22 protein-coding genes are annotated in these 25,149 nt (G+C 63.6%); 8 read left to right on the top strand and 14 right to left on the bottom strand.

Features of this window, described 5'->3' with window-relative positions; all coding sequences use genetic code 11:
• Positions 1–2 precede the first annotated feature (2 nt).
• From gsiC to NCS67_RS15150, 5 genes are read right to left on the bottom strand one after another with little or no spacing between them, the layout of a single operon-like run.
• A complete protein-coding gene (gene gsiC, locus NCS67_RS15170; RefSeq protein ID WP_008353734.1) occupies positions 3–923 on the bottom strand; it encodes a glutathione ABC transporter permease GsiC in 921 nt (306 codons plus the stop codon).
• A 46-nt stretch (positions 924–969) separates the two neighbouring features.
• Positions 970–2,520, bottom strand: a complete 1,551-nt coding sequence (gsiB, locus tag NCS67_RS15165; RefSeq protein ID WP_250435592.1) for a glutathione ABC transporter substrate-binding protein GsiB — start codon at positions 2,518–2,520, stop codon at positions 970–972.
• A gap of 49 nt (positions 2,521–2,569) precedes the next feature.
• Positions 2,570–4,462 carry a dipeptide ABC transporter ATP-binding protein gene (locus tag NCS67_RS15160; protein WP_250435590.1) on the bottom strand — a complete coding sequence of 631 codons (1,893 nt, stop codon included), beginning with the start codon at positions 4,460–4,462 and terminating at the stop codon, positions 2,570–2,572.
• Positions 4,459–5,433, bottom strand: a complete 975-nt coding sequence (locus tag NCS67_RS15155) for an isoaspartyl peptidase/L-asparaginase family protein (protein ID WP_008353738.1) — start codon at positions 5,431–5,433, stop codon at positions 4,459–4,461. Before NCS67_RS15155 ends, NCS67_RS15160 begins: the two co-directional genes overlap by 4 nt.
• Positions 5,430–6,404 carry a MurR/RpiR family transcriptional regulator gene (locus tag NCS67_RS15150; RefSeq protein WP_250435588.1) on the bottom strand — a complete coding sequence of 325 codons (975 nt, stop codon included), beginning with the start codon at positions 6,402–6,404 and terminating at the stop codon, positions 5,430–5,432. The genes NCS67_RS15155 and NCS67_RS15150 overlap by 4 nt, the downstream gene beginning before the upstream one ends.
• A gap of 218 nt (positions 6,405–6,622) precedes the next feature.
• On the opposite strand from NCS67_RS15150, the gene NCS67_RS15145 reads away from it, so the two are divergent.
• Together NCS67_RS15145 and NCS67_RS15140 are read left to right on the top strand one after the other, a co-directional pair.
• The gene (locus tag NCS67_RS15145) at positions 6,623–7,888 is read left to right on the top strand and encodes a mechanosensitive ion channel family protein (protein ID WP_008353740.1); all 1,266 of its coding nucleotides are present in this window, start codon (positions 6,623–6,625) and stop codon (positions 7,886–7,888) included.
• Between the two features lie 187 nt (positions 7,889–8,075).
• Entirely contained in the window at positions 8,076–9,068 is a 993-nt protein-coding gene (locus NCS67_RS15140) for a LysR family transcriptional regulator (protein ID WP_250435586.1), read from the top strand.
• Between the two features lie 13 nt (positions 9,069–9,081).
• On the opposite strand, the gene NCS67_RS15135 is transcribed toward NCS67_RS15140, so the two are convergent.
• Complete coding sequence (locus NCS67_RS15135) at positions 9,082–9,378, bottom strand: YciI-like protein (protein WP_008353742.1); 297 nt, start codon at positions 9,376–9,378, stop codon at positions 9,082–9,084.
• Between the two features lie 150 nt (positions 9,379–9,528).
• On the opposite strand from NCS67_RS15135, the gene NCS67_RS15130 reads away from it, so the two are divergent.
• Positions 9,529–9,765 carry a hypothetical protein gene (locus NCS67_RS15130; protein WP_008353743.1) on the top strand — a complete coding sequence of 79 codons (237 nt, stop codon included), beginning with the start codon at positions 9,529–9,531 and terminating at the stop codon, positions 9,763–9,765.
• Between the two features lie 140 nt (positions 9,766–9,905).
• Positions 9,906–11,720: an OmpA family protein gene (locus tag NCS67_RS15125; protein ID WP_250435584.1), complete on the top strand. Its 1,815-nt coding sequence runs from the start codon at positions 9,906–9,908 to the stop codon at positions 11,718–11,720.
• Positions 11,721–11,817: 97 nt separating this feature from the next.
• Here NCS67_RS15125 and NCS67_RS15120 read toward each other — a convergent pair whose 3' ends face one another.
• Entirely contained in the window at positions 11,818–12,306 is a 489-nt protein-coding gene (locus NCS67_RS15120; protein ID WP_008353745.1) for a hypothetical protein, read from the bottom strand.
• Between the two features lie 204 nt (positions 12,307–12,510).
• On the opposite strand from NCS67_RS15120, the gene NCS67_RS15115 reads away from it, so the two are divergent.
• Positions 12,511–12,762 (top strand): GlsB/YeaQ/YmgE family stress response membrane protein, encoded by a 252-nt coding sequence (locus tag NCS67_RS15115; protein ID WP_008353746.1) that lies wholly within the window; start codon positions 12,511–12,513, stop codon positions 12,760–12,762.
• Between the two features lie 65 nt (positions 12,763–12,827).
• Here NCS67_RS15115 and hutI read toward each other — a convergent pair whose 3' ends face one another.
• From hutI to NCS67_RS15100, 3 genes are all read right to left on the bottom strand, one after another.
• Positions 12,828–14,048 (bottom strand): imidazolonepropionase, encoded by a 1,221-nt coding sequence (gene hutI / locus NCS67_RS15110; RefSeq protein ID WP_008353748.1) that lies wholly within the window; start codon positions 14,046–14,048, stop codon positions 12,828–12,830.
• On the bottom strand, positions 14,045–15,721 hold the full coding sequence (gene hutU, locus NCS67_RS15105) for a urocanate hydratase (protein ID WP_250435582.1): 1,677 nt from the start codon (positions 15,719–15,721) through the stop codon (positions 14,045–14,047). Before hutU ends, hutI begins: the two co-directional genes overlap by 4 nt.
• A 155-nt stretch (positions 15,722–15,876) precedes the next feature.
• A complete protein-coding gene (locus NCS67_RS15100; RefSeq protein ID WP_008353751.1) occupies positions 15,877–16,341 on the bottom strand; it encodes an Lrp/AsnC family transcriptional regulator in 465 nt (154 codons plus the stop codon).
• Positions 16,342–16,470: 129 nt separating this feature from the next.
• On the opposite strand from NCS67_RS15100, the gene NCS67_RS15095 reads away from it, so the two are divergent.
• Positions 16,471–17,094, top strand: a complete 624-nt coding sequence (locus tag NCS67_RS15095) for a LysE family translocator (protein WP_250435580.1) — start codon at positions 16,471–16,473, stop codon at positions 17,092–17,094.
• 1 nt (position 17,095) lies between these two features.
• Here NCS67_RS15095 and NCS67_RS15090 read toward each other — a convergent pair whose 3' ends face one another.
• Positions 17,096–18,325 (bottom strand): ROK family transcriptional regulator, encoded by a 1,230-nt coding sequence (locus tag NCS67_RS15090; protein WP_250435578.1) that lies wholly within the window; start codon positions 18,323–18,325, stop codon positions 17,096–17,098.
• A 172-nt stretch (positions 18,326–18,497) separates the two neighbouring features.
• Between NCS67_RS15090 and NCS67_RS15085 the strand changes: the two genes are divergently transcribed.
• Complete coding sequence (locus NCS67_RS15085; protein WP_008353754.1) at positions 18,498–18,707, top strand: hypothetical protein; 210 nt, start codon at positions 18,498–18,500, stop codon at positions 18,705–18,707.
• A 10-nt stretch (positions 18,708–18,717) separates the two neighbouring features.
• Here the strand turns inward: NCS67_RS15085 and NCS67_RS15080 are convergent, their stop codons facing one another.
• The 3 genes from NCS67_RS15080 to NCS67_RS15070 form a co-directional block, all read right to left on the bottom strand.
• Entirely contained in the window at positions 18,718–21,687 is a 2,970-nt protein-coding gene (locus NCS67_RS15080; protein WP_008353755.1) for a putative bifunctional diguanylate cyclase/phosphodiesterase, read from the bottom strand.
• Positions 21,688–21,841: 154 nt separating this feature from the next.
• Positions 21,842–22,618 carry an N-acyl amino acid synthase FeeM domain-containing protein gene (locus NCS67_RS15075; RefSeq protein ID WP_175979147.1) on the bottom strand — a complete coding sequence of 259 codons (777 nt, stop codon included), beginning with the start codon at positions 22,616–22,618 and terminating at the stop codon, positions 21,842–21,844.
• 554 nt (positions 22,619–23,172) lie between these two features.
• On the bottom strand, positions 23,173–23,595 hold the full coding sequence (locus tag NCS67_RS15070; protein WP_008353757.1) for a hypothetical protein: 423 nt from the start codon (positions 23,593–23,595) through the stop codon (positions 23,173–23,175).
• A gap of 325 nt (positions 23,596–23,920) precedes the next feature.
• On the opposite strand from NCS67_RS15070, the gene NCS67_RS15065 reads away from it, so the two are divergent.
• Positions 23,921–25,141 (top strand): EAL domain-containing protein, encoded by a 1,221-nt coding sequence (locus tag NCS67_RS15065; RefSeq protein WP_144403698.1) that lies wholly within the window; start codon positions 23,921–23,923, stop codon positions 25,139–25,141.
• Positions 25,142–25,149 lie beyond the last annotated feature (8 nt).

Raw genomic sequence — 25,149 nt, 5'->3', positions numbered from 1 at the left:
CCTCACTTGAAGCGAATGGTCGGATTGATGATCGCGTACAGCACGTCCACGATCAGATTGATCACGATGAACTCCAGCGAGAACAGCAGCACCTCTGCCTGAATCACGGGATAGTCGCGCATCTCGACGGCATCGACGAGCAGGCGGCCAAGGCCCGGCCAGTTGAACACCTTCTCGACGACGATCGAGCCGCCGAGCAGAAAGCCGAATTGCAGGCCCATCATCGTGACGACGGGAATCATCGCGTTGCGCAGGCAGTGCTTCACGATGACCATCGGCTCATGCACGCCCTTGGCGCGCGCGGTACGCACGAAGTCCTCGCCGAGCACTTCGACGAACGACGCGCGCGTGAAGCGCGCCATGACGGCGGCCACCGCCGCGCCCAGCGTGATCGATGGCAGCACGTAGCCTTTCCACGTTCCGTCATCGACGATGGGCAGCCAGCCGAGCTTCACCGAGAAGATTTCCATCAGCAGCATGCCGAGCGCGAAGGCCGGAAACGAGATGCCCGACACCGCGAGCGTCATGCCCAGTCGATCGGGCCAGCGATTGCGCCACACCGCCGACACGATGCCGATGGTCATGCCGAAGATCACGGCCCATACCATGCTCGCGAGCGTGAGCCACAAGGTCGGCATGAAGCGCTCGGCGATTTCCGTCGACACGGGCCGCTTGCTGCGCGTGGACATGCCGAAATCGAAATGCACGACCTTGCCGAAGAAGCTCACGAGCTGTTGCGGCAGCGGCTTGTCGAGGCCGAGATCGGCGCGCACGAGCGCGACCGTGGCTTCGTCGGCTTCCGCGCCTGCTGCGAGACGCGCGGGATCGCCCGGCAGCATGTGCACGAAGAAGAACACCAGCACTGCGACGATGAAGAGTGTCGGCAGCAATCCGAACAGGCGTTTGGCGATGAAGTTGAGCATCGTGTTCGTCAGATAAGGCCGGGCGATGAAGCCCGGCCGTCGTCCATCACTTGATTGCGATTTCGTCGAAGTTGAACGAGCCGTCCGGCATTACGTATGCGCCCGACAGACGCTTGCTGCGCGCATACACGACCTTTTCCGTGACGAGGAAGATCCACGGTGCGTCGGCCCAGATGCGTTTTTGCGCATCGGCGTAGAGCTTCGCTTTCTCGTTGCGATCGGTCGTCGCGAGCGCTTTTTGCAGATCGTCATCGACTTGATCGTTCTTGTAGTACGCCGTGTTGAAGAGCTTCGGCGGGAACGAGCCGCCGCTCAGGAGCGGCGAGATCGCCCAGTCCGCTTCGCCCGTCGACGACGACCAGCCGATGTAGAGCATGCGTACCGGCGCGGTCTTCGGATCGGGCGCGCTCTCGATGCGCTGCACGCGCTGCCCCGCTTCGAGCGCTTCGACCGATGCCTTCACGCCCACTTGCGCGAGTTGCTGCTGCACGAACTGGATGATCTTCTGCGCGGTCGTGTGGTTATAGCCGGACCACAACACGGTTTCGAAGCCGTTCGGATAACCGGCTTCCTTCAACAGCTCGCGCGCCTTCGCGGGATCGTATTTCCACGGTCCGAGCTTCGGCGTCGCGTAGTCGACGCCCGGCGGCACGACGCCTTCGGACGGCACGGCATAACCCGCGAACGCGACCTTGACGAGCGCTTCCTTGTTGATCGCGTAGTTCATCGCCTCGCGCACCTTCGGATTGTCGAAGGGCTTCTGCAGCGTATTCATGCTGACGTAGCGCTGAATGATCGAAGGCGCCGCGATCAGATCGACCTTCGGACTCGACTTGAGCGTCGCGGCCTGCTCGAACGGAATCGAGAACGCGAAGTCCGCTTCGCCCGTTTGCATGAGCGCGGCGCGCGTGTTGTTATCGACCACGGGCTTCCAGTCGATCATGTCGATCTTCGGCAAGCCCTTGCGCCAGTAGCCCGTGAACTTCTTCACTTTCAGGTCGTCGGTCTGCTTCCATTCGACGAACTCGAACGGCCCCGTGCCGACCGGATGGAACGCGATGTCCTTGCCGTATTTCTGCAGCGCGGTCGGCGAGATCATCACCGCCGACGGGTGCGCGAGCACGTTGATGAACGCCGAGAACGGAATCTTCAGCGTGATCTTCACCGTGTACGGATCGACCACTTCGGTCTTCTCGATCTTGTTGAAGAGGTTGTAGCGCTTCAGCTTGTTGTCCGGATTCGTCACGCGGTCGAAGACGGCCTTCACCGCATCGGCGTTGAAGTCGGTGCCGTCCTGGAACTTCACGTCCTTGCGCAGATGGATCGTGTACACCTTCGCGTCGGGGCTCGCCTCGTAGCTCGTCGCGAGCACGTTGCGAATCTTCATGTCCTTGTCGAAACCGAACAAGCCTTCGTAGAACGACTTCGCCACGGCTTGCGAGAGCGTGTCGTTGGCGTCGTACGGATCCATCGTCGTGAAGGTCGAGGCGACGGCCATCACGGCGGTGCTTTGCGCGTGCGCAGCGACCGGCGCGAGAACGGTCAATGTGGCGAACGCGCTTGCTGCGAGCATCGCGCGCAATTTGAAGGACGGCATCGTTGGACTCCTTGTTGAAGTGCTTTTCGAGGTGCTCTTCGAATTGCTTTTAGTAAGCGCCGCCAACTTGATGCTCGGCGACAAAGTGATCAGGTCCGACAGCAACCAGTTTTGCGACGATCGGCTCATCGCCGAGCTTGCGGATCGGGCTTGGAATCTCGTCGGCGGCGAGCATGCGCTTCGCGTGCCGACGCGACGGATCGGCGACCGGCACCGCGCTCATCAGCTTGCGCGTGTACGGATGACGCGGCGCTTCGAACACCGCCGCGCGCGGCCCGATCTCGACGATCTGCCCGAGATACATCACCGCCACGCGATGACTCACGCGCTCCACGACCGCCATGTCGTGCGAAATGAAGAGATACGCGACGCCCAGTTCGCGCTGCAAATCCAGCATCAGATTGACGATCTGCGCGCGCACGGAGACATCGAGCGCGGACACGGATTCATCGGCGATCACGACTTTCGGGTTCAACGCGAGCGCGCGCGCAATCGCGATGCGCTGCCTCTGACCGCCCGAGAATTCATGCGGATAACGTTGCGCGGCTTCGGGCGGCAAGCCCACTTTGTCGAGCAGCCAGTCGACCCGCGCCTGTGCTTCTCTTCCGCTCGCGACGCCATGCACGAGCAGCGGTTCCATCACCGAAAAGCCCACGGTCAGACGCGGATTGAGCGACGCGAACGGGTCCTGAAAAATGAACTGGATATTGCGCCTGAGCGCCTGCAACGCGTGACCTTCGAGCTTGCTGATATCGCGTCCGTCGAATTCGATGGAACCGCTCTGGCTCTCGACGAGCCTGAGCAGCGAACGTCCCGTCGTCGATTTGCCGCAACCCGATTCGCCGACGAGCGCAAGCGTTTCGCCAGGCCGCAAGTCGAAGCTCACGCGTTCGACCGCGTGCACTGCCGCCGTCGTTCGGCCAAAGAGGCCGCTCTTCACCGGAAAGCGCGTGACCAGATCGCGCACGCGCAGTATCGGTTCAATGGCTTCATCGACGGCGGGCTGCTTCTCCTTCTCGACCGCTTCCGACGGACGCAACGCGCTCGCATCGTCGGGCGCGATGTCGGCGGACTCGACTTCGAGGATCGGAAATTTCGCGGGACGATCGGTGCCGCGCATCGCGCCGAGCGTCGGCACGGCGGCGAGGAGCGCTTTCGTGTACGGATGCTTCGGCGCATGAAACAGCGCGTCCGATGGCGCCTCTTCCACCTTCTCGCCGCGATACATGACGAGCACGCGATCGGCCACTTCCGCGACCACGCCCATGTCGTGCGTGATGAAGATCACGCCCATGTTCATCTCGTCCTGCAAGCCGCGCACGAGTTGCAGGATCTGCGCCTGAATCGTCACGTCGAGCGCGGTCGTCGGCTCATCGGCGATCAAGAGCGCGGGCTTGCACGAGAGCGCCATCGCGATCATCACGCGCTGGCGCATGCCGCCCGACAACTGATGCGGATAGCGCGCGAACACGCGCCTCGCCTCGGGAATCCGCACGAGATCGAGCAGACGCAATGCCTCGGCGCGCGCATCGGAACGGCTCTTGCCTTGATGCAACGCGATCGCTTCCGCAATCTGGTCGCCGACCGTGAACACAGGATTGAGCGATGTCATCGGCTCCTGGAAGATCATCGCGATGTCCGCGCCGCGTACACCGCGCATCGTCGCCGACGGTGCTTTCGCGAGATCGAGCACTTGCCCGTTGCGCCGGCGAAACGCGATGCTGCCCGACACGATCTGTCCGCCGCCATGCTCGACGAGACGCATGAGCGCGAGCGACGTGACCGACTTGCCCGAGCCCGATTCGCCGACGATCGCAAGCGTCTCGCCGCGGTCGACGCTAAACGAGATGTTGCGCACCGCTTCGATGGTGCGCGAGCGCGAGCGGAAATTCACGGACAGGCCGTGTACGTCGATGACGCACGCTTCGGGCAGCGTCATCATCGATAGATCGCCGTGACGGGCGCTTCGCCCACGCGCGCGAATCCGCGATACATGCCTTCCGTGTTGAACGGCAGCACGACGTTGCCTTTCGCATCGACGGCGACGAGTCCGCCGCGTCCTTCGATGCGCGGCAGCTTGTTCATCACGACATCGTTCGATGCTTCTTCCAGCGACACGCCGCGATATTCCATCTGCGCCGACACGTCATACGCCGCGAGCATGCGGATGAACATCTCGCCCGTGCCCGTGGTCGAAACCGCGCACGTCGCGTCGTTCGCATAGCAGCCCGCGCCGATCAGGGGCGCATCGCCGACGCGACCCGCCTGCTTGTTCGTGATGCCGCCCGTCGACGTCGCCGCCGCGAGATGACCGTTCGAATCGAGCGCGACCGCGCCGACCGTGCCGAACTTCTTGTCGGGATCGATAGGATCGTCCGGGCCGTTATCGAAGGCGAATTTCGTCATCGCATCGTGATCGAGCATGGTGCCGGACGTGCCACGCGCCTTCTGCCATTGCTGAAAGCGCGCTTCCGTGTAGAAGTACGACGGATCGACGAATTCGAGACCCTGCGACTGCGCGAAGGCTTCCGCGCCGGCGCCCGTAAACATGACGTGATCGCTCGCGTCGAGCACGCGGCGCGCGGCGAGCACCGGGTTCTTCACGCGCGTCACGCAACTGATCGCGCCCGCTTCGAGCGTCGCGCCGTCCATCACGGAGGCGTCGAGTTCGTGCGTGCCGGCCGCCGTGAACACCGCGCCGTGCCCCGCGTTGAAGAGCGGACAGTCTTCGAGCAGACGCACGGCTTCGGTGACGGCGTCGAGCGCGCTGCCGCCATCGGCGAGCACGCGCTGAGCCGCGCTGAGAATGTCGGTGAGCGCGGCGAGATAGCGCCCTTCCGTTTCGGCGTTCATCGCGCTGCGCAGGAGCGTGCCCGCGCCGCCGTGAATCGCAATGACTGGTGTGACCTTCATGAGTCGCGCGGTTCCCTGTGAGTGTGTCGTTTCACGGTCGTGCGGCGCGTCGTATGAGCGGCGTGCGCATCTTTGGCGAGCGCCGGGGCGACGAGCCACGGCAACACGAATTCGGTCAATCCCGATGCCGCCTCCACCGAACGCTTCGCCCGATGCGCGACCGCATCGCACAGCGCTTCGATGACGGCGAGCACGGCGGTATCGCAATTCGCCGCGAGCCTGCGTTCGGCTCGGATCGCGAGCACGAGATCGGCGACCTGCGCGAGCGGCGACGCGGCGCTGTCCGTCAACGCGACCACGCGCAAGCCGTGATCGCGCGCGAGCCGCGCAAGCGTGATGGTGTCGTCGACATAGCGCGGGAACGCGATCGCGACGAGCACATCGCCGCGCGAAGCCGTGAAAAGCCTGCGCGCCGCGTGCGACGGCCCGCCCATCAGCGCGAGCGATTGCACGTTCGCGCAATACGGCGTGAGACCGTGCTCCATCAGGCCGGCGAGAAACGCGCTCGCGCCGTAGCCGATCACGAAGACGCGCGGCGCGGCGAGAATCGTATCGACGATCGCTTCGGCCCTCGCGCCATCGACGGATGTTTGCGCGAGACGCAGATTCGCCGCCGCCTGTGCAAGCGATGCATCGAATACTTCGGCGCCGCTCGCCGGCGATTCGAGCGCGGTGCGCAAGCGCTCGACCGGCGCGATGGTCGCCTCGAAGCCGCGCACGAGCGCCTCGCGAAACGCGGGATAGCCGGAGAAGCCGAGCGCACGCGCAAAACGGTTCGCCGTCGCCACCGACGCGCCCACCGCGCCCGCCAGTTCGTCGATACGCATCGTCGCCGAGCGGAACAGGTTCGCGAGCACGAACGCCCCCATGCGCCGATGGATCGGCGTGAGCGTCGGCATGGCCGCCGCGATGCGCGCGGAGATCAGATCGTCGGCGCTCGACGGCGCACGGACCGATAGTGAACGGGACATGAAATGCGCTGCGCCCTCATGGCGATTGAACGCGATGAAAGTATATTTACTCGAAAATCCGGCCAAAAAAAATTCATTTTCATCGAACTCGGGTTTTCGATAAGGCGCGCCACGGCCCGCAACTCGGCCGCATCCGATGCCTCGAACGCGCACGATCATGCACAATACGGAGCGCGTCGCGATGCAAGATCGCGCGTCTTCAGTCCTCCACGATCCCTATGAATTTCGATTTCCTGCCCGATCCGCTGCCGCATCTGCTCGCCATTCATCCGTGGGCGCAAACGGTCGCGGGTCTCGTCGCGCTCGCGCTGATCGCGCTCTTCGTGCAATGGGTCGTGGCCCGCATCGTGCTCCATGTCGCGCATCGCCTGCTCGTGCTCGCGGGGCATCAGAAGTGGGACCGCGCGTTCATCAAGCATCGCGCTTATCACCGGCTCTGGTATGCGGTGCCGTTCGCGACGGTCGCGCTCGGCATCGACGAAGTGCCGCGCATCGGTCACTGGGCGACGATCATCGGCCGCGTCGCGCACGGCGGCGCGTGGATCTGCATGTTCTTCGCCGCGGGCAGCGCGCTGTCCGCGTGGCAGGACGTTTATGCGGAAAGCAAGGAAGCGCAGACACGCTCGATCAAAGGCTACATCCAGATCGGCAAGCTCGGACTCGCGCTCGTATGCGGCGTGCTCGTCCTGTCGATACTGATCGACCGTTCGCCGCTCTGGATGCTCTCCGGTCTCGGCGCGCTTTCGGCCGTGCTGCTACTCGTGTTCAAGGACACCTTGCTGTCGCTCGTCGCGAGCACGCAACTGACGTCGAACGACATGCTGCGCATCGGCGACTGGATCGAAATGCCGCAAGCCGCCGCCGATGGCTTCGTGAAGGACATCGCGCTGCACACCGTCAAGGTGCAGAACTGGGACAACACCGTGACCACGGTGCCGACCTACAAGCTCTTTTCGGAGAGCTATCGCAACTATCGGCACATGTTCGAATCGGGCGGGCGGCGCATCAAGCGGACGATGCGTATCGACGCGCAATGCGTGCGCTTTCTCACCGAGGAAGAGACTGCGCGCCTGAAACGCTTTCGCCTGCTGCACGATTATCTGGAACAGAAGCAGACCGAGGTGGAGCAAACCAACCGCAATCTCGGCGAACTCGCGAACGAGCCCGCGAACCGGCGGCGGCTCACGAACATCGGCACGTTCCGCGCGTACGGGCTTGCGTTTTTGCAGCGCCATCCGGAGATTCGCCAGGACATGGCGATCATGGTGCGAATGATGGAGCCGCAATCGGACGGCATCCCTGTCGAGGTTTATTGCTTCACCGCGACGACCGCGTGGACGCAATACGAGCGCATTCAGGGCGACGTCTTCGATCATCTGCTCTCGATCCTTCCCGAGATGGGCCTGCGGCTTTATCAGGCGCCGTCGGGCAGCGACTTCTCGGGCGTCGCGGGCCGCCTGCGCGGCGAAATGCCGATGCTGTGACGCGCGCAGGATTCGCCGTCGAAAAGAATCAGGCAAGAATCCGCCATTTTTGTGTATTCACGTTGACGCTTCCCGTCCGTACGATTCAACCATCGCCGATGCGCCTTTTTTCCGCGGTTTCGCAGCCGCGGTGAAGTCGTTTTTTCTCGCGCATCGCCATTCAATCGTCATAAAAGGAAAACTCAACGTGATCGATCGCGTCCATGCCATGCGTGTCTTTACGCGTGTCGTCGATACGAACAGTTTCACGCGCGCCGCCGAGTCGCTCGGCATGCCGCGCGCGAGTGTTTCGACGACCGTGCAACAACTCGAAGCGCTAGTCGGCGTGCAATTGCTCGCACGCACGACGCGGCGCCTGAATCTCACCGTCGACGGCGCCGCTTATTACGAGCGCTGCGCGCAAATTCTCTCCGATATCGACGAGCTCGAATCCGGTTTCGGCGCGGGCGAAGAGCGCCTGCGCGGACGGCTGCGCGTCGAAATGCCGGATACCGTCGCGACGTCGATCGTCGTGCCCGCGCTGCCGGAGTTCCACGCGCGCTATCCGCAGATCGAACTGTCGATCGGCATCGGCAATCGCAATGTGGATCTCGTCGGCGAAGGCGTCGATTGCAGCGTGCAGCTCGGCGAATTGCCCGATTCCGGATTGATCGCGCGCCGGCTCGGCATGCTCGAACAGGTGACGTGCGCGAGTCCCGCGTATCTGGAGAAGCACGGCACGCCGGAAACGCTCGACGAGCTCGCGCAGCACGTCGCGGTGAACTGTCTTGCCGAGAAAAGCGGGCGCCCGGCCGATTTCGATTTCGCTGTCGACGGCGAAGCCGTCACGATGAAGATGCGCGGTTTCGTTCAGGTCGCGGACGAGCACGCGTACCTCGCGTGCGGCGTCGAAGGGCTCGGGCTCATTCAGCCGCTGCGGATCGCGGCGCAGCCTTATCTGCGCTCGGGACAGTTGCGCGAAGTGCTGCCGCAATGGAAATCGCCGCCGCTCAAGGTGTCGGTGGCGTTCCTGAAGAGCCGTCAGGCGACGCCGCGCGTATCCGCGTTCGTCGACTGGCTCGCGACGCTCTTCGAGCGTTCGCAACAGATCGACGATACGTTGACGAGCCTGTATCGCTCGGCGCAGCGGCGCGGTTCCTCGCGGCGGGACCGGCCGGAGGAAGAAACCGCCGACGCGTGATCTTCGCGTCGCGCTATCGCACGGGCGTGGCTGCGTTCGCGCCCACGACCGTGTTCCACTTGCGCACTTCCCAACGCTCCACCAGCCCGTTCGTCACGTAAGGATCGTTCTTCGCGAAATCTTCGGCGGCGGCGGGCGATTCGCTGTGAAACAGCAGCATCGCGCGATCGGTGGGTGCATCGAGCGCCCCGGCGAGCACGATTTCGCCCCGTTCGACCGCCGCCCACGCGAGCGCCAGATGTTCATCGCGAAACTGCGCGCGGCGCTCCAGATAGTCAGACCGAAGTTCGTAAATCAACAGATAATGCATCGCCATCTCCTTTGGTGCGAACAGTGCCGGATTTATCAAGCTAGTTTGTCCTATTTCCGAAAATAAAACCAAGAGTTCAATCGGAAGGCTCTGATCGCCTTGCGATCCCGTATCGAAGATCATGTGCGGATACTTGTAAAGGACTCTGCCATGAACCGCGATCAACCTCCCTGCAATATGTGCGCGAAGCACGATTGCCGCTCGTGCGCGTGGACGTCGCCGCTCGACGCTTCGTATCGCACGCTCATCCAGTCTCATTCCATGCTGTCGCTCGTCGCGCTTTCCGTGAAAAGCGCGGAAACCGCGCCCGCCGAACCGTCGTGGCTCGGCATCGCCTGCAAGCGGATTCTCAAATTTTTCTCGCAAATGAGCCCGCTTGCACGCTAAAAAAAGCGTAAGGCAAGTCGCATCGAAGCACCGTTTTTGTAAAGAAGTTTGCACGATTCTTTTTAGGATAACTGTGCATATAGAATCCGCTGCGCTTCTGCGCTTGCGTTAAGCGCTCATGTAGAAAGGAAATTCAGTCGATGAGCATCAATCTGGTCCAGGCGGTCAACGCCGCGATCTCGGAAAACGTCGCGGAGCAGTTGTCGCAGCAGTTCGGCATACCTGGGCAAATGGTCCGGCAACTCGCGGCGCGCATCGCGCCCGGACTCGTCGCCTCGCTCATGGACCGGGCGACGCTCGTGCCCGGCTCGCAGTCGGTCTACGCCGTCATCATGCAGCCGGAGACCAACGCCTACATCGCGGAACAGTTCTCAAAGCTGATCGCCACCACCGGCGGGCTCAAGCAGCTCGAAACCACCGGGCACTCGCTTGCCGCGCTCGCGACGGGCCAGCGTGTCGATGCCCTGACCGACGCCGTCTCGGCAGAAACCGGCGTTCCGACGCAAGCGACGTCGGCGCTCGCCGGCATCGTGGCGGCCGTGCTGTTCGGCGTCATGAAACGCCACTTCCTGCTTGCACAGTGGGGACTGCCGCAGGTGCCCAAGCTCCTGCGCGATCAGGTCGGCGAGATCAATTCGTCGATGTCGAACGCGGTCGCGACGGCCATCGGCGTTGGCAACACCGAAGGCTTCACCAGTTGCATCACGCCGCGCCTCGATACCGTCGCATCGAGCCTCGAACCGCGCATCGACGGCGACGTCGCGGTAGCGCTTGCGCCCGAACCCGTCGTGAAAGCCGTCACGCAAAGCGCCCCGGCGCCCAAACCCGCGCCGTCCTTGCCCCCCTCGCCGCCGCCGATGCGCGCACCGGTTCGCAAGCCGGCGGAGAAGCGTTCGAACAAGTGGATCTGGCTGCTTTTCGCTGTGTTGGCCGTCATCCTCGCGCTCGTCTATTACCGTGGCTTCACGCATGGCGAAAGCGTCGATCTGAGCGCCGCGCCAGCCACGCAGCCGGTCGCCGATGCGTCGACGCAGGCTTCCTCCGCGACGCCATCGGTCTCGCCGGTCAGCGATGAAACGCCGGCCGTGTCATCCATCGATGCGTCGGCCAACACGGCGGCGGCACCGCAATCGGCCTCGGCAATGAAAGCCGCGCCGGCTTCATGGAAAGACGCGCAGTTGCTGTTCAGCGTCAACTCGGCGGGCATCCCGGCGATCGAGGCGACGGTCGGCACCGAAGCAGAGAAGAAGCATCTCATCGACGCATTGACGGCTCGCTTCGGCAAAGCCTACACGGCTGATATTTCCGTCGTTGCCGAAACACGCCCGGCAGCCTGGCTTTCGCGTCTGAGCGACTTCTTCCCGCTCATGGCCGTGCCCGGCGCGGAAGCCAAGATCACCGGCTCGAAGGTGGAACTGAGCGGCGCGGCCGCAAACGCGAAGCTCGGCTGGGTCGATAGGATGAGAAGCTCGCTCGGCGGCATGTTCCAGGTCGCGGCGTTCGACGTGGACGGCGCGGTCGCCACGGCGACACGATCCTTTCGCAGCGCGCTAAAGAGCCTGCTCGCCACGGACACGCCTTGCTCCGGCGACAAGCTGACGCGCGTGCTCGACCTTCAGGTTGTCAATTTCGAGCGTTCGAGTGCGCAGGTGCCGGAAAGCGCCTACGCCACGCTCGGCGAGACGGCGCAGCTGCTCAAGAACTGCGCGGCCAAGGGTTCGATGGTGAATCTCGAAATCGCGGGTTATTCGGATGCCCAGGGCGGAGCGGCGGCCAAGCTGGAAGTGTCAAAGGAACGCGCTCAGGCGGTCCGAGGCTTCCTCGTGCGTAACGGCGTGCCGCCGCAATCGCTCACGGCAGCGGGCTACGGCGACGCCAATCCGATCGCCGACAACGATACTGCCAGCGGACGTTTCGCGAATCGCCGAATCGAGTTCGTCGTCAGAAAGGGCTGAGCGCCGCTTCGACTCGCAAGATTTCTTCAAACGCCGTCGCACGAAAGCGCGACGGCGTTTCTATTTGTGCCCGCGCCATGCGCGGTCTGCAGCCGATTCAGTTCGGCTTGGCGAAATCGTTCTCGGCCCAGCGTTCGGCGCTCGCCTTGCTGAGCTTGAACGCCGGCGACACACGCACGAACGCGAGCTGCGCGCCGTACGCATCGAAGGCTTTGAGATTGGCGTAGGGATCGTCTTCATCCGGAACGATCTCCAGCGTGACGGTGATGTCCTCACCCCGCACGTCGATGGTGACGTTCTTGTTCAACATCGCATGACGTTGCTGTTCATGGCGACGCAAGACTTCCGACGCCGTCTTGACGAGCGTGCGGAACGCGCCTGCATCGAGCGGCTTCGGATTTTTCTTGTCGCGGCCCATTGTCCACGGGCCGACGAGCGCGGGTTCCGCCTCGCCTGCCTGAATCATCTCGACGGCCCAGCCGTCGTCGTCCTCGTTCTTGATGACGCGCGCGGTCCAGCCGTCGTCGCGCCAGAGGCGGTCTTCGTGGATGGCTTCGTCGGTGGAGGGGAATTCGGAATCGGTCATATCGTAGCAACGCATGCAGAGAGGCAATGCGACGAATTTTACCTTGGGGCGGGACGCGGCATCGTTCGTGCTCCACGGGTTAGCCGAACGGCTAGTGTCATACCCAAACGCATTGCGCCGTGCTACTTTGGATGTACCGGATCGTCCGGAATCCTTCCGCAAACGCAATCAAAACGCCGTAAAACTTAGTCAAGGAGCGACCGCATGCTTGCATTTATCGGTACTTTGATCGTCGGACTCGTCGTCGGTCTCATCGCGCGCGCACTGAAGCCGGGCGACGACAGCATGGGCTGGATCATGACCATCGTCCTCGGCATCGCCGGATCGCTGATCGCGGGGTACGTCGGCCGGGCGCTCGGCTGGTATCAGCCGGGACAACCGGCGGGTTGGATCGCCTCGGTGATCGGCGCAATCATCCTGCTCGTCGTCTGGGGAATGATCCGCAAGCGCACGTAACGCCGCGCCTCATCGTTTCTTTTCTTGGTGAAACGCCTCGTTCCGGTTCGGACGAGGCGTTTGTTTCATCGGGCGATGCGCTCGATATCGACCTCCGCACCGCCCCGCACGACGCGGTTCGGGAGCGCGCCGCCGAGCCAGTACGAAAGCTCGGCCGGCCTGCCGATGCGCCAGGCGACGAAATCGGCGGTCTTGCCCGCTTCGAGCGATCCGTGCGTCGCGTGCAAGCCGAGCGCCTTTGCCGCATGCAAGGTCACGCCGGCGAGCGCTTCTTCGGGCGTCAGGCGAAAGAGCGTGCAGGCCATGTTGAGCATCATGCGCAGCGAAAGCGCGGGCGACGTTCCCGGATTCAGATCGCTCGCGAGCGCGATCGGCACACGATGCCGCCGCAGTGCGTCGATGGGCGGCAACTGCGTTTCACGCAACATGTAAAACGCGCCCGGCAAAAGCACGGCGACGGTGCCGGATTGCGCCATCGCGATGGCGTCGTCCTCGGTCATGTATTCGAGATGATCCGCCGACAACGCCCGATACCGCGCCGCCAGCGACGATCCATGCAAGGACGACAACTGCTCCGCGTGCACTTTGACTGGCACGCCGAGATCGCGCGCGCATCGGAACACGCGCTCGACTTGCTCCGTGGAGAACGCGATGTGCTCGCAAAACGCATCGACGGCATCGACCAGGCCTTCTTCGACGAGCGCTGGCAGCATCTCATCGCAGATATGGGCGATATAGTCATCCGCGCGATTCGCGTACTCGGGTGGCAACGCGTGCGCGGCGAGGCAGGTCGCGCGCACGGTCAGCGGCAGCGCTTCGCCGAGACGACGCGCGACGGCGAGCATCTTCCGCTCGTTCGCGAGATCGAGCCCGTAGCCTGACTTCACTTCGAGCGTGGTCACGCCTTCGCGCAGCAGGCCGAGCGCGCGTGTTTTCGCCGCTTTGAACAGCGCGTCTTCGCTGGCTTCGCGCGTCGCGCGCACCGTACTCGCGATGCCGCCGCCGCGCGCCGCGATCTCCGCGTAGCTCACGCCTTCGAGCCGCTCCTCGAATTCGCCGCTGCGATCGCCGCCGAAAACCAGATGCGTGTGACAGTCGATCAGACCCGGCGTCACCCACGCGCCATCGAGTTCGACACGTTCGCATTCGCCGATATCCGGCGCGGCCGCGCGCGGTCCGATCCACTCGATGCGCGCGCCATCGGTCAGGATCGCCGCGTCGTCGATGACCGAATACTTGCCGCCGGCCATCGTCGCGGCGTGGCAGTGTTGCCAGAGCTTTTTCATCGCTTGTCGATCATCGGCAGATCGAGGCCTTGATCGCGCGCGCATTCGATCGCGATGTCGTAACCGGCATCGGCATGGCGCATGACGCCCGTCGCCGGATCGTTGTGCAGCACGCGCGCGATGCGTGCATCGGCTTCACGACTCCCGTCGCAGACGATCACGACGCCCGCGTGCTGCGAAAAGCCCATGCCGACGCCGCCGCCGTGGTGGATCGAGACCCACGTCGCGCCGCTCGCCGTGTTCAGCAGCGCGTTGAGCAGCGGCCAGTCGGACACGGCGTCCGAGCCGTCCTGCATCGCTTCGGTTTCGCGATTCGGGCTCGCGACGGAGCCGGAATCGAGATGGTCGCGGCCGATCACGACCGGCGCCGACAATTCGCCGTTGCGCACCATCTCGTTGAACGCCAGGCCGAGCTTCGCGCGCAGCCCGAGGCCGACCCAGCAGATGCGCGCCGGCAAGCCCTGAAAACTGATCCGCTCACGCGCCATGTCGAGCCAGCGATGCAGATGCGCGTCATCGGCGATGATCTCCTTCACCTTCGCATCGGTCTTGTAGATGTCCTCGGGATTGCCCGAGAGCGCGGCCCAGCGGAACGGCCCGACGCCGCGGCAGAAGAGCGGCCGGATATACGCCGGCACGAAGCCCGGGAAGTCGAACGCGTTCTCGACGCCCTCTTCCTTGGCCATCTGGCGGATGTTGTTGCCGTAGTCGAAGGTCGGCACGCCCTGTTCGCGGAACGCGAGCATCGCGCGGACGTGCTCCGCCATCGATTGCTTCGCGGCCCTCACGGTCGCCGCGGGATCGCTTTGCGCGCGATCGCGATACTGCGCCCACGTCCAGCCTTTCGGCAGATAGCCATTGAGCGGATCGTGCGCGCTGGTCTGATCGGTGACCAAGTCCGGCCGAACGCCGCGACGCACAAGTTCGGGCAGCACGTCCGCCGCGTTCGCGCACAGTGCGATGGAGATCGCGCGGCCTTCGGACGTGTAGCGCCGGATGCGCGCGAGGGCGTCGTCGAGATCGGTCGCCTGTTCGTCGACGTAACGCGTCTTCAGACGGAAATCGATGCGGCTCTGCTGACATTCGATGTTCAGCGAACACGCGAGCGCGAGCGTCGCCGCGAGCGGCTGCGCGCCGCCCATGCCGCCGAGACCGGCGGTAAGCACCCAGCGACCTTTGAGATCGCCGCCGTAATGCTGTCGCCCGGCCTCGACGAAGGTTTCATACGTGCCCTGCACGATGCCCTGACTGCCGATATAGATCCAGCTTCCAGCGGTCATCTGGCCGTACATCGCGAGACCTTTCGCGTCGAGCTCGTTGAAGTGCTCCCAGTTCGCCCAGTGCGGCACGAGGTTCGAATTCGCGATCAGCACGCGCGGCGCGTTTTCGTGCGTCTTGAACACGCCGACTGGCTTGCCCGACTGGACGAGCAGCGTCTCGTCCGCTTCCAGACGCTTCAGCGTTTCGACGATCTTGTCGTAGCACGCCCAGTCGCGCGCCGCCCGGCCGATGCCGCCGTACACGACCAGTTCCTTCGGATTCTCGGCCACTTCGGGATCGAGATTGTTCATCAACATGCGCAGCGGCGCTTCGGTCAGCCAGCTCTTTGCGCTGAGTTGCGTGCCGCGCGGCGCGCGGATCTCGGTGTCGCGAAAACGGGAAGTCGAAGTCACGGATTGCTCCTGCGCATCAAGAAGTGAGTGTGGACAGACGCGAACGACAACCCGCGTCGAGTTCACTTCATCTTCTTGTATATACAACCTACGTTGTATTAGGGGAATCCCGAGGCTTGCCATTCGAGCGATGTCGCTTCTTGTCTAGACAATCTTCACGGCAGGGGAAGCCCGCTGTCGCGTTTGACTTCACGCAGCGAGAGCATCGATTCCACGGCGGTGACGCCCGGCAAAGTCCGCAGCACGTCGCGCATGAAGATGCCGTATTCGTCGAGATCGCGCGCGATGATCTGAAGCAGATAATCCGCCGTCCCCGAAATGTTGTGGCACGACACGATGCGGGCAATGCCCTGAATTTCGCGCTCGAAGCGATCCGAGAGCGCGCGGTCGTGCACGCTGAAGCGCACCTGCGCGAACGCGACGACGCCCAGTTCCAGCGCCTTGCGCGACAGCACGGCGCGATAGCCGTCGATGAATCCCTCGCTTTCGAGACGCCTGAGACGGCGCGCGCACGGCGTTTCGCTCAGGCCGACGCGCTCGGCCAGTTTCGCGACGGGCATGCGGCCGTCGTGTTGGAGCGCAGCAAGCATCGCGCGATCGATGCGGTCGATTTCAGTCATGGTGCTATCCCCTTTAAACTCTTCAAATTTTAGAGGAAAGCTGTAACCCGACTCGCAAAATCGCCTCAAAAGACCATAAATCGCTCTTTCCGAAGTGGCACGATAAAGCCTTCTGAACAGGAGCGCATCATGGTTTCGGCACACTTGCTTTGGGTTTTCATCGGCGCGCTCGCGGTCGTCTACGCGCTGCCCGGACCGGACATGGCGCTCGTGCTGCAGACGAGCGGCACGCGCGGATTCCGCCACGGACTCGCCGTCGCCGCCGGTCTCGCCACGGCACGCGCGACGCACGTCACGCTGTCGGCGCTCGGCGTTGCAGCGCTTTTGCGCAGCGCGCCGTGGCTTTACGACGGCGTGCGTATCGCGGGTGGCCTATATCTCTCGTACGTGGCGATCCAGATCTTCCGCTCGCCCGCTTTCGGACTCGAAGCCGCATCCGGACACACTGCATCCACGCTGCGCTCTGCCTACACGAAAGGCATTCTGAGCAGCATCCTCAATCCGAAGGCGCTGCTGTTCTGCTCCGTGCTGCTGCCGCAATTCGTGCGGCCGGAGACGGGGCCGGTCTGGTCGCAAGTGGTGGAATTGGGCGTCGTGCTGGTCGTTGTCGGCGTCGCGTTCGACCTGACGCTCGCGGCGGGCGCGGTGCGTATTTCCGGCTGGCTGCGCCGTCATCCGAAAGCGCAGACGGTGCAGCGCTGGACGTTCTCCGCGGCGCTGCTCGCATTCGCGGCGCGCCTTTCGCTCGAATGATTCAGACGTCGAGCGGCTTCAGAAAGAGCTCGTGCTTCGGCGCGAAGTGCGCGTAAAGCGGCAGGATCGCGCCGCCCATCGCGCGGGCGTCGGGGCCGATCTGCCCTTCGACGAGACGCGGCCGCGTCATGCCTTGCCAGTCGAAGTTGCCGAGCGCCGCATCGGTGCGGCCAATGACTTCGCGCAGCAGATTCCGGTCGATTTCACCGTCGATCACCACGGCTTCGAGATCGAGCAATGCAGCCGACGACGCGATGCCCGTCGCGATCGCGGGACACGTCTCGCGCATCCACGCTTCCGACAGCGCGCGCCACTCCGGCGACCACGCGCGCTCATCGTGCGCCGCGGCGGCCGGCGCGCCCGCCGCGGCGAGCGCCTTTTCCAGCACGTACACCGACGCCGTGTTGAGCAACTGCCCGGCGCGCTTGCCTTTCCCTCCGCCTCCGCCGACGAGCGGCAGCGATCCGATCGCGCCCGCATTCCCGCCCGGTCCCGCGTGCAATCGGCCATCGATGACAAGCCCGCCGCCGATGAACGTCCCGATGAACACATACAGGAAATCGCGCAGCCCGCGCCCCTGGCCCATCACGAGTTCGGCGGCGCACGCGGCGGTCGTGTCCTTCGCGAATTCGACCGGCAGCGCGGTCATCGCTTCGATGCGCGCGCGGATGTCGATGTCGTCCCACGCCGCGAGCGCGTCGGGCGGCGTGTCGAAGAAATCGCGCCAGCCGCCGATCCACAACGGCGCCGCGACACCGATGCCCGCGATCTTGCGCGCGTCGTCGGCGAGCGCGGCGGTGACGCGCGCGAGCCGCTCTTCCAGCGCGGGAAACAGCGTATGCGGATCCGGATACGGATACTCCAGCGTTTCGCGCGTGCGCACGTTGCCGGCGAAGTCCATCGACAGCACGTCGAGGCTGCGCCGCCCCACTTTCACGCCGATGGAAAACGCGCCGTCCGCGCGCAGCGAAATCGGCACCGACGGTTGCCCGATGCGCCCGCGCACGCGCGAACGCGGCTCTTTAGCGAGCAGGCCGTCTTCGATCAGATGATCGACGATCAGCGAAACCGTCTGCATCGACAGGCGCGTCATGCGCGCGACTTCGGCCTTCGGCAGCGCGCCATGCAGGCGGATTGCCTGCAAGACGATGCGCTCGTTGAACTGGCGCATGCCCAGTTGATTCGAGCCGATGGAGTGCATCGAAGCTTTGTGCGCGGGCCGCTCAGACATCGGCGCGTGCCTCGTGGCGCGAGCGTGCGCGCCGTGAGCGATTCATGTGTTTGTCCCCGCTGGATTAATTCGAGTCCTTTTATTTAAACATCCGCGCCGAATTTTTTCCGGATTTTTAGTCGGTTATGTTCGGGAGAGCGTCATCGCCGATCAACCTCGTCTTATCGAAAACATGAGCACCCTGGAAGCCCTTCACGCGATCGTCAACGACGAAAACGCGCCGCAAATCATTCGCGATCACATCGTCGATTCTTTGCAGTTCGCGCTGCGCAACCATCCCGGCTATTTCACGCGCAAGGAGATTCAATGGCTCGCGCAATGGGAAGACACGCGCATTCCCATCGCGGCGGCGAAGATTTTGAACGAGATGAAGACGGCTTGACGCGCGCCGCTCAGTGCGTGCCCGAGGCGCGCGCGTGCCATTCGTAGTCGAAGACGGTCGCCTGCACCGGCTCCGACAGGCTTTCGACGAAACCGATGACTTCCGGATCCTTGACGAAGCTCGCAGCCGAGCTCGCCGCGAGAATCGCCGAGCTGTCCTGCGGCCGCGCGACGAGGAAACCCTGCACATAGTCCACGCCGATCTCCTGCAGCGCGCGCAAGGTATCGATGTCCTCGACCCACTCCGCGACGCTGCGCATGCCGAGATTGCGCGCCAGCGCGACGATCGCCTCGACGATGGCGATATCGGCCGGATGCGCGCACATCGAGCGCACGAATTCGCCGTCGATCTTGAGCGCATCGGCGGATAGCGCCTTCAGATATTTGAACGACGTGTAGCCGGCGCCGAAGTCGTCGAGCGCGATCTTGCCGCCCATGTCGTGCACGCGCGCGATGAAACGCTGCGTGTTCTCCAGGTCGTGCAGCGCGACGCTTTCCGTGATTTCGAGGCACAGGTAATGCACGATCGACTGATGCCGCGCGAAGAGCGCGAAGATGTCCTCCATGAACTGCTCGTCGTTCAGCGAACCGCCTGAAAGATTCACGCAAATGAACTGCGTGTTGCCGAGCTGATGCCGATGCGCTTCGATCCAGTCCAGCAGCGTCGAGATGACCCAGCGATCGATCGCCGCAATGTTGCCCGATTCCTCCGCCGCGACGATCACCTTGCCTGCAGGCAGCGTTGCGCCATCGGGCGCGCGCATGCGCAGCAGCACTTCGAAGTTGAGCGATTCGGTCGGCTTGGTGAGCGACATGATCGGCTGCATCACGAGGAAAAGTCCCGGCGGCAGCCGATTGCGCCCGAGCGTCTCGACGAGCTTCAGTTCCTCCGCGCGCTCCTCGAACGCCGCCGCGCCCTTGCGGTACGTGACGAGATGCGTGTGCGCGACCTTTTTCGCTTCCCGGCACGCGCGATCCGCGTGTGAGAGCGCGTCCTGCACGCGCACGCCCTGCGAGCATTCGACGAGACCGATCGACGCCTTCACCTGAAACGCGCGATTGCCGACCTGATACGGCGCATCCGACAAAATGGAGATGAGTTCGCGGCATTGCGCGATGGCGTCTTCGATCGACGTGTCGTGCATCACGCAGACGAACTCGTCGCCGCCGATGCGTCCGACCGGATAACTGCGCGCGAAGTGCGCGCGCGTGCGGGCCGCGACCTGGCGCAGCACTTCGTCGCCGCTGCGATGGCCGAAGAGATCGTTGACGAGCTTGAAGCGGTCGAGATCGACATAGGCCAGCGCCCACGGCAGCGTCTCTTCGCTTTGCGCGGCAATCGCCTTCTCGACGCCGCGCCGGTTGAGCGAGCCCGTCAGAGAATCGTGCTCGGCGAGAAAGCGCAGGCGCTCGACGGCCTTCGACCGTTCGGTCGTGTCCTGCAGCGAGCCTTCGATCCAGCCGTTCGAGCGGATTGCCTTCAACAGATAGCGGCGCTCGGCGGTGCCGCGTTCGGGCGAGCCGCCCATTTCGAGTTCGCCGTCGCTGCCCTTCGACGCGAGCGCCTGCAGCGCGCCCCACGCGCCGGCTTCGAAGTAGTCGTTCCAGTGCCGCACCTTGTAGTCGGCCTTTTGCAGATCGAGCATCGCGCGCAACGCCGGATTGGCGCGCACGAAGTGACCGTCGGAATCGAGCGTGAAGAGGCCGATCGGCGTGACTTCGTAGGTGTTGCGCAGTTCCATCTGCGCCTGGCGGCGGAAATCGCGTTCCGCGCGCATCTGCTCGGCGATCGCGAACGCCGCCATCATGCTCGACGACAGCGCGGCCATCACCGTATTGACGCCGCCGACGAGCACCTTCAGCCCGAAGGCCGCGCCGAGCACTTCCGAGAACGTGGAGAAAAGCACGATCGCGAGCGACGCGACATACCACAGCACGGTGCGCGAACGCGCCATCCACACGAGCCGCGCGAGGAAGAACAACAGCACGCAAATGCCGAAACCCGCGATGACCCAGAGCGTCGGAATGAAAAGCTCATACGGCAACGCGATCGCGGCGGCGAGCAGCACAATGCCGACGTACTGAATGACGCGCAGCAGCCAGCGATAACCGACCACGCGCAACTCGCGCCGGAAAAGCTGTTGAAAGAGCGCGGCCGTCAACAGGTAATAGGCCGCGAAGGTGATTTGCCGCAATGGCTGAATGTATTCGGTCGGCAATACGCGGCCGAGCCATTGCATGTCCCAGCCCATCGCATTTGCGCAGAGGCGCAGATTGCCGACGAGCCATACCGCGAAAATCACATAGGTCCATTCGTGATTGATGAGCGCCGTCACGAAGACGAATACCGCGAGCGTCAGCAAACCGCCGGCGATCAATCCGGAGCTTTCCTGAAAATCGAGCGCCGAATTACGGAGGCCTTGCCATTCCCATGTAAATGCGTTGATTTGCGCGGGTCCGGAAAATGTGCCCCGGCAGAGAATGTTTTCCGGTTCTTTCAATCGCCCGACGTGAATCGAGAAACCGGCTTTAACCGCGCGCATCTGGCCGCTGACGGATTCGCGGCTCGCCTCGCCGAGCGGCGCAAGCGTGTCCGCGTTCCAGCAGGCAAGCGTTTGCGCGTGACGCGACGGCAATTCGACGACCGTCGATGAATGCGCGCTCATGCTTGGCGTGGTGAAACTGAACCAGACCGGCTTTTCCGAAAGACGCGTGCTGTAGCGCGATACCGGCGTGACGCCTCGAAGCGCCACGAGCGCGTCGCCGGGATTCATGATCGCGGCTTTATCGGCGACGACGCGCAGTTGGAGCGGAACCGCGCCGCGCGTTTCGTATTGACGCGGAAGGAAATAGAGCGTGGCGATCGTACCGAGCAAAATCAGAAAAGGCACGGCGTAAACGGCGACCGCGTACAGCGCGTCGTCGATCCACGAGCCCGTGCGTCTGAATCTCGATAAGGAAGCTGGAATAACCGACGCCATTCTTGGAAAAACCCCCGTTTGCGCCCAGCGCGAAATGCGCCGGCGCAGACAGCGGCGGAGGCCGAAGCCCCGCGCGCCGCCGCTTTTGGCCAACCGGACCGCTCCTGGTCCGGTTATTCGCTATTACCGTCCTAAATACGATCGTCCGTTTCTTTTACCTGCCGTAAGCCATCAACGGAGCGTCTGGGCATCGTACCGGTTCCCAGTCAAAAGATAAATCTACAGAATGCAAATCGATGTCCGGGTGATGCGTGTTCACCATGTAATTGAAGAGCGGATGACGGGCTTCTTCCCAGCGCTGGCGCGCCGCTGCGACGTCCTTCGCGAGCACGCGATGCGGCAGCCCGCCGACATGCGACATCGGCAGGAATTCGTTGACGCCGAAAACATCCTTGAAGAGCATCGCCTCATACTCCCGATCCAGCGGCGTGCGCGCCGTGATCACCATGTAGTCGATCCCGTGCAGTTCGCAGAACATCCAGAGCGCCTTGCACAGCGCCACTTTCACCACCCGCCCCACCATGCCGCCCGCGACGCCGAGACGCGTCGCTTCCGCGAGGCGGCTCGTCGCCAGATGATCCGGCAGACGCACCGACTGCTCGACGGCGAGCGGGCCGTACGCATTGGTCTGAATACGCATCGTCCCGAGCGGTGCGCCGTCGAGTTTCGATTCCGCGAGAAGCACCGCCGTGCCGCGATCGCGGTCCGACGGCTCGATCGTCATCTTTTCGGCGAATTCGGGCAGATGCCGCCCGTAGGCCGAACGTCTGATGCTCACGGCTTTCTGCAGTCCGCCATCGTCTTCGACGATACGGATAGTAAACGGCATGCGCTCCGTTTTCTGAAGCGCGGGGACGACCGTGAGAGTCGGGCGTACCGCCGATTCGGTCTGGTTAGCGGCGGCATTGTTGGCAAGGTTCAGACGTTCCATTTGTAAACCCCATTTTTTCTTGGCGATTGGAAAGGTGCCGCGTGTTGAGGACGTTTATTGGAGGGTTCCTTACACGGGCGGGTCGAGCCTCTCACGAAGTCGAAAAAGGGGGTGCGCGCTTGCCGCTGTTTCTCAGCAACTTTTGGGCTAATTCAGTGGAAGAAAGCTTCTAATCGGCGAAAAAGCCAATCGTCGGCCGCAGCCGCAAACCGAAATATGCATATGCCAGGAAGGTATATGCGCGCCCGATGAGGGTGAAAGAACGAGGGTAAGCAGCCACCGGCCAACGCGAGAGGCATTCAGGAGAATAGCGTTCGGCGAACAGTCGCGGAGCATCGCGTAAACGCTGGAAAACATTTAATAAAAGGGGTTCGGTAACGTTTGCTTACATTTTTCTTCGCAGATTCTGCGAAACCAAAAATATGCAAAGTTTGGGATTGCCGAAAGGCGATCGAGGAGGACGAAAAAAAGCGGGCGCCCTTCCGAAAGGACGCCCGCTCTATCACGACATAATCGTGTCGGCAGTATGAAACGCGCTGAAGCGAATTAAAAAATCAGTCCTCTTCGTCTAGCCAGGGGATATCCACGTCGGTAATGAACGCGACCATCGCGAGCGGACGGCCTTCCTGCCGCCCGATATTGCCGTCGGCGCGTTGCCACTCGCAGCGGAAAATCGTCGCGGGCGTGTCGGCGAGCAGCGTGATGGTGCGGATTTCGTCCGGATCGTTATCCTCGACCGGACCGTCGAGCGACACGAGCAATTGCTGCGGCCAGACGCCGTCGGCCGGATCGTAGATCTTGTCGCCGTCGTGGATGACGACGTGCGCCTCGACGCCGATCGTCGCCGACGCCTCGACGATCATCTTGCCGAGCGCGCGCAGCACCGCGGTGGCGCGGCCCGAGTTGGCCTGGCGGATCGCGAGATCGCCGCGCGTCAGCGCCTGCTCGAGTTTGGGGTTGGTTTTCTGTTGCGCCATCTATCTCTCTCAAGGGGTTCGTTGCGACTTTCGACGGGCACGGCCCGGCTTAAGTTGCACGCGGATCGTAGCATCGCACCAACAAAGATAGGTCGCGCGGGCGTCGGCGGCAAACCGGAGACGACAAAGCCCGCTCGACGCATGGACGGATCGCGCTCAAGTTTGCACGCGACCAGCCGATATTGCGCTCATCCCCACCGAAACGCGTGACTGCCGTGCCGTTCATCGACCTGACTGCTCCTTTGTGCGTTCGTCCGCCGGCGCTCGCTTCCCGCATGCCGTCTCCGGGCACCGCCGTGCGGCCGCCGCGACAGCGTCCCTGAACGTGCTGACCGGACATACGGAGATCGTCGACGGCATCACGCTGCGCACGCATCTGCAACCGATCTACAGCCTGCCGCACCAGCGCGAGGTGGGCTACGAGGCGCTGTTGCGCGGCGAAGCCGAAGACCGCGCGCTAGTCGGACCGTTCGATCTCTTCGCGCGCGCGATCGTCGCGGGCAAGCTGACCGAGCTCGACCGCATGAGCCATCTCACGCATCTGCGCAACGCGGCGCCGATGCTGCCCGCCGCGCACTGGCTCTTCGTCAACATCAATCCGGCGACCTTCACCGATCCCGGCTATGCCGCGCGGCTCGCGGCGGCCACGCGCGCATCCGGTCTCGCGCCCGAGCAACTGGTGATCGAAGTGCTCGAATCCGGCGGCACGGACGTCGCGGAAATCGCGCGCGCGACGCGTTCCTTTCGCGCGCAAGGCTTTCTCGTCGCGGTCGACGATTTCGGTGCGGGGCATTCCAACATCGACCGGCTGCTGACGCTGCGGCCGGACATCGTCAAGCTCGATCGCAGTCTCGTGCGGGCGAAAAGCGCTCACATGCGCGACGCGTTGCTGCCGAAGCTCGTCGATCTGCTGCACGAGTCGGGCATGTTCGTGGTCGCCGAAGGCATCGAGACGCACAAGGATCTGATGCTGGCGGCGCGCTCGAACGTCGATTTCGTCCAGGGCTATCTGCTCGGCATGCCGTCGGTGCGGCTCGCCGAGCGCGGCGCGGTCACGCCGCTTTTCGAAGACGTGTTCGACACGCTCGCGCAGATGCGCCGCACCGAGCGCCTCGCGGGCGATCTGCTTCTGCTGCCCTATCGCGCGGGACTCACGCAGGCGGCGCGGCGTTTCGCGTCGGGCGCGACGGCCGAAGCCTCTTGCGCCGACCTGCTCGCGCAGCCGTGCACGCTGAGTTGCTTTTTCCTCGATCAGGGCGGCCGCGAGTTCATGCCCGGCCTGGCGGGCGCGGCCGCGAGATCGCCGACCGCGCGGTTCGCGCCGATCGCCGATCCGTCGACGGGCCGCTGGGACAATCGTCCGTATTTCGTCGATGCGCACGCGAAGCCGCAGCAGGTCGTCGCGAGCACGCCGTATCTCTCGGTGACGGGCACGTCGCTATGTGTGACGCTGACGATCGCGACGCAGCGCAACGCCAAGCCGGTCGTGATCGGCGTCGATCTCGACTGGCGTCGCCTGAGCGAAGCGGCGCCCGCGATTCTCTGACTCTTCAG

Source organism: Caballeronia sp. ATUFL_F2_KS9A (genome assembly GCF_023630765.1).
GTDB lineage: Bacteria > Pseudomonadota > Gammaproteobacteria > Burkholderiales > Burkholderiaceae > Caballeronia > Caballeronia zhejiangensis.
The sequence above is the reverse complement of the archived record's forward strand: the minus strand, read 5'-3'. Positions and strand labels throughout refer to the sequence as shown.